This window comes from Methylobrevis pamukkalensis, assembly GCF_001720135.1.
Classification (GTDB): Bacteria; Pseudomonadota; Alphaproteobacteria; order Rhizobiales; family Pleomorphomonadaceae; genus Methylobrevis; species Methylobrevis pamukkalensis.
The window spans coordinates 1-4327 of the sequence record NZ_MCRJ01000191.1; the positions used below are offsets into that span (position 1 = coordinate 1).

4 protein-coding genes and 1 pseudogene are annotated in these 4327 nt (G+C 68.7%); 2 read left to right on the forward strand and 3 right to left on the reverse strand.

The genetic code is table 11. From position 1 onward, the window contains the following. Positions 1-290 precede the first annotated feature (290 nt). Complete coding sequence (locus A6302_RS19425; RefSeq protein WP_069308409.1) at positions 291-530, reverse strand: hypothetical protein; 240 nt, start codon at positions 528-530, stop codon at positions 291-293. A gap of 292 nt (positions 531-822) precedes the next feature. Between A6302_RS19425 and A6302_RS22485 the strand changes: the two genes are divergently transcribed. After that, entirely contained in the window at positions 823-1164 is a 342-nt protein-coding gene (locus tag A6302_RS22485) for a hypothetical protein (RefSeq protein WP_141703978.1), read from the forward strand. A 136-nt stretch (positions 1165-1300) separates the two neighbouring features. On the opposite strand, the gene leuC is transcribed toward A6302_RS22485, so the two are convergent. After that, complete coding sequence (leuC, locus tag A6302_RS19435) at positions 1301-2713, reverse strand: 3-isopropylmalate dehydratase large subunit (protein ID WP_069308411.1); 1413 nt, start codon at positions 2711-2713, stop codon at positions 1301-1303. Between the two features lie 245 nt (positions 2714-2958). Continuing rightward, positions 2959-3890: pseudogene (locus A6302_RS19440) on the reverse strand (metallophosphoesterase). A gap of 249 nt (positions 3891-4139) precedes the next feature. Between A6302_RS19440 and A6302_RS23735 the strand changes: the two are divergent. Then, the coding region (locus A6302_RS23735; RefSeq protein ID WP_210183405.1) for a hypothetical protein at positions 4140-4327 on the forward strand (188 nt) is incomplete at its 3' end.

Genomic DNA, 4327 nt, shown 5'->3' on the forward strand with positions numbered 1-4327 from the left:
CAGCAACAGCGGCGGTGGCAGCAACAGCGGCGGTGGCAGCAACAGCGGCGGTGGCAGCAACAGCGGTGGAAGCAATTCCAACTGATCTGGCGCGCGACTGAAAGCCCTTCAGTCATCCGTTCGCAGGGAGCGGACGGAAGCAGGCATATAGAAGAGCCCGCTTGCCGGTTCATCGGCAGGCGGGCTTCTTGCCGTGGAGTGCACAGGTGACGTGCGTTGCCTGACACCGAGCCTGAAGCCTGGGCACCCCGCGCGCCGCATCATGGAAGTGGTGTGCGGGGTGGCGGTGATCACGGCTGGGTGCTGGAGGGCGGGTCGCTGGCCGGGAAGCTGTCTTCCAGCTCTTCTTCGAGCTGATCGTCGATCTCGTGCTTCTTCTCGGCATCGTTCCCGTCGATGTCGCTCCCGGCCGGCTCTGGTTCGGACCCGGGGCGGCGTGCGCCCGGGGGAACGCCCGCAGTCGGCTGGTCGTCGATCTCGTGCTCGGTTCCGTTGGCCGGGGCCTTCGGGTCCTCTACGGGGTGGTTCATGGCGTGTCTCCTCGGATTGCTGTCGCGATACGACCTGTCCGCAGTCCGTGTCCTCGATGAACCCGGCACCGCTCGTCAGATCAACGTGCCGCGAGGCAGGCAGGTTCCGAGCGCGAGGGAACAGGTGCGCCCGCCACGGCATTGGCCTTGGACAGCGAAGAGCCGTCAGGCATGGCCTGCGACGGCGGCCATCGCCGGGAAAGCGAGATCAGACATGGCACCGACATTCGAGACAACCGATCGCCGCCTGCGGAAGGCGGGAACTGGCAAGGGGCGCGCAAGGGCCGGGGCGATGTGGCGGGTGCCGGCTCTGGCGCTCGTTGCCGTGCTCACCGCATCCGCCATGCCCGCCGCGGCGCAGACCCCGCCGCCCCCCGCCGCAAACGACACGCCGCCGCCGGCCGGGAGCGATAGGCCGCCCGCCGCAAGTGACACGCCGCCGCGCGAGTGCGCGACCGGCCCCGACGGGCAGGTGCCGCCGGAGCGCATCGCCGAATGCGAGGGGGTGTTGCGCCCGCCGCAGGGGATCGATCCGACCATCACCGTGCCGGCGCCGAAGGCAAACCCGGGAACGACGCCGGTCATTCCGCCCGGGCAGCTTCCGCCGCAGCAGCCGTCCTCGACGGACGGCTGACGCCTGCCGGGGCGCGGGCGCCCTGTCGCGGCCTGAGGCTTCAGACGAGACCGCTGCAACGACAGACGCCGACCCGAGGGCCGGCCGTTGCAGGAAATAGGTCAGACGGCGCCGCGGCGCCGCCGCGCCGGATCCGTCAGTTCCACTCGCGGATGTCGACGAAGTGGCCGGCCACGGCCGCCGCCGCCGCCATGGCCGGCGAGACGAGGTGCGTGCGGCCCTTGAAGCCCTGACGGCCCTCGAAATTGCGGTTCGAGGTCGAGGCGCAGCGCTCGCCCGGCTTCAGCTTGTCCGGGTTCATGGCCAGACACATCGAGCAGCCCGGTTCGCGCCACTCGAAGCCGGCGTTCGTGAACACCTTGTCGAGGCCCTCGGCCTCGGCCTGGGCCTTCACGAGGCCGGAGCCCGGAACCACCATCGCCAGCTTGATGTTGCCGGCGACCTTGCGGTCCTTCAGCACGGCCGCGGCGGCGCGCAGATCCTCGATCCGGCCGTTGGTGCACGAGCCGATGAAGATCTTGTCGAGCATGATGTCGGTGATCTTCGTGCCCGGCGTCAGGCCCATGTAGTCGAGCGCGCGCCACTTGGAGGTGCGCTTGTTCTCGTCGGCGATCTCGTCGGGGTTCGGCACCACGCCGGCCACCGACGTGACGTCCTCGGGGCTCGAGCCCCAGGAGACGATCGGCGGCAGGTTGGCGGCGTCGAGGCGCACCTCGCGGTCGAAATGCGCGCCCTCGTCGGAAAACAGCGTCTTCCAGTAGGACAGCGCCCGCTCCAGCGCCTCGCCCGTGGGGGCGCGCGGACGGCCGAGGATATATTCGAAGGTCTTCTCGTCGGGGGCGATCAGGCCGGCGCGGGCGCCGCCCTCGATCGACATGTTGCAGACGGTCATCCGGCCTTCGACCGACAGGGCACGGATCGCCTCGCCGGCATATTCCATGACATAGCCGGTGCCGCCGGCGGTGCCGATCTCGCCGATGATGGCGAGGATGATGTCCTTGGCGGTCACGCCGTCGGGCAGCTGCCCGTCGACGGTGATCCGCATGTTCTTCGCCTTCTTCTGGATCAGCGTCTGGGTGGCGAGCACATGCTCCACCTCCGAGGTGCCGATGCCGTGGGCGAGCGCGCCGAAGGCGCCGTGGGTCGAGGTGTGGCTGTCGCCGCAGACGATGGTCATGCCCGGCAGGGTGAAGCCCTGCTCCGGCCCGACCACATGGACGATGCCCTGGCGGTCGTCGAACTCGTCATAATACTCGATGCCGAACTCGCGGGTGTTCTCGGCCAGCGCGGCGATCTGCGCGGCCGATTCCGGATCCTCGTTGGGCACCGAGCGGTCGGTGGTCGGCACGTTGTGGTCGACGACGGCGAGCGTCTTCTGCGGCTGGTGCACCTTGCGGCCGGCCGTGCGCAGACCCTCGAAGGCCTGCGGGCTGGTCACCTCGTGGATGAGGTGGCGGTCGATGTAGAGCAGCGAGGTGCCGTCGTCGGCGGTCTCGACCACATGGTCGTCCCAGATCTTGTCGTAGAGGGTGCGCGGCGTGCTGGTCATGGTCGTGATATCTCTGGATCGGGTCGTCGGAACGGGAGGCTTCGGGCGGATCAGCGCCGAAGGGTCCCGTCCGCGGCAACGAGCGCGGCGAAGAACCGCCCGGGCAGACGCACGTGGTCGGACACCGCGGCGAAGTCCATCGTCGTCGGCAGGTGTCCGTGGGGCATGCGTCGCATCGTCGTCATGGCGCTCTCATACCAGCAAGCCGGCGAAACGACAATCTGGCAGCGTTCCAGTCTGCGTGTTCAGGCGGGCATTGCCGCCGGCAGGGTCTCTCCGGCAACAGCCACGCTCACGCCCCGGTCCGGCACCACGTCGATCACCACGATCTCCGGCGGCCGGCCGATGCGCACGGGCATCAGCGAGCAGCCGAGCCCGCCCGACACCAGCAGCTGCCGGCGTCCTCGACGATATGGCCATAGGCATAGCGATGGCCGAAGCGGGAGGGCACCACCAGTTCGCCGATGAAGGGCAGGTTCACCTGGCCGCCGTGGGTGTGGCCGCAGAGGGTGAGGCCGACGCGGTCCGGCATCTCGGCGAAGATGTCCGGTTCGTGGGCCATCAGGATCAGCGGCGCGTCGTCGGTGACCTTGGCCAGCGTGCCCGGCAGGTCGTCGAGCCCGCGGCGGCGGCGTCCGGGTTCCCGGGCCAGCTGGTCGGCAAGGCCGGCGAGCCAGAACGGCGCACCGCCGGGGGCCGTCAGCCGCCGGGCGTCGTTCTCCATCACCGGAACGCCGGCCTCCTCCAGCACGAAGCGGCAGAGCTCGCCGCCGGAATACCAGTCGTGATTGCCGAGCACGGCATGGACGCCGAGCGGCGCCTCGAGTTTTGCGAGCGCGGTCGCCCAGTCCCACATCGGCACGTCGCCGGTCTTGAAGCGGCGCATGCCGGCGACATAGTCGCCGAGCAGCAGGGTGAGGTCGGGGGAGAGCGCGTTGGTGGTGGCGACGATCTCGTCGATGCGGCTCACCGGCATCCACGGCTCGCAGGCGTGCACGTCGGCGACGACGGCAATGCGCATGGCCCCGTGAGCCGCGCCCCAGCCGGGCACGCCGATCTCGTAGCGCGTCGTCACCAGCCGGTGGCGCGGCTCGATCCAGGCCGCATAGGTCGTCATCGGCACCACCGAAAAGGCGGTCCCGCCAACGAGCTTCAGGAAGGTGCGGCGCGTGATCATCCTGGTGATGCCCGGTTCATTGCGGGGGACGAGATCCGATCGGACCGGTTCCATTTCGGCACCGGATGAGAGCGGACGCTCGCCTCCGGTTCCATCTCATTTCATCCCCATCGGGGCCTTGGCAACCCGTTGCGCGCCCCGCGAGAAATCGGCCCTTGCCTCGATCTGCGAGTCTTGCGAGTTTCCGGCTGCTGTCCACGTCCACGGGTAGAACTGGGGCGGACAACCGGATCCGGACGGCGGCGTGAGGTGATGATGACCTATGTTGTATGGGCGTACATTTTTGGTCTTTTTATCTGCCCCGCCCTGCTGAAGCATGTGAGGGACAGACGGGGTACCCGGCCGGATCACGGATATAGCCCCATACATCGGTTCTACATCATTGCCTTGGTCGGGCCACCGCTGGGCGGTTTCCTCATCATGCTGCTCACGACTGC

What these genes read in the sequence shown, in the direction of transcription:
- A6302_RS19425 (WP_069308409.1), bottom strand. Translation starts at nt 530, where the DNA reads ATGAACCACCCCGTAGAGGACCCGAAGGCCCCGGCCAACGGAACCGAG.
- A6302_RS22485 (WP_141703978.1), top strand. Translation starts at nt 823, where the DNA reads ATGTGGCGGGTGCCGGCTCTGGCGCTCGTTGCCGTGCTCACCGCATCC.
- leuC (WP_069308411.1), bottom strand. Translation starts at nt 2,713, where the DNA reads ATGACCAGCACGCCGCGCACCCTCTACGACAAGATCTGGGACGACCAT.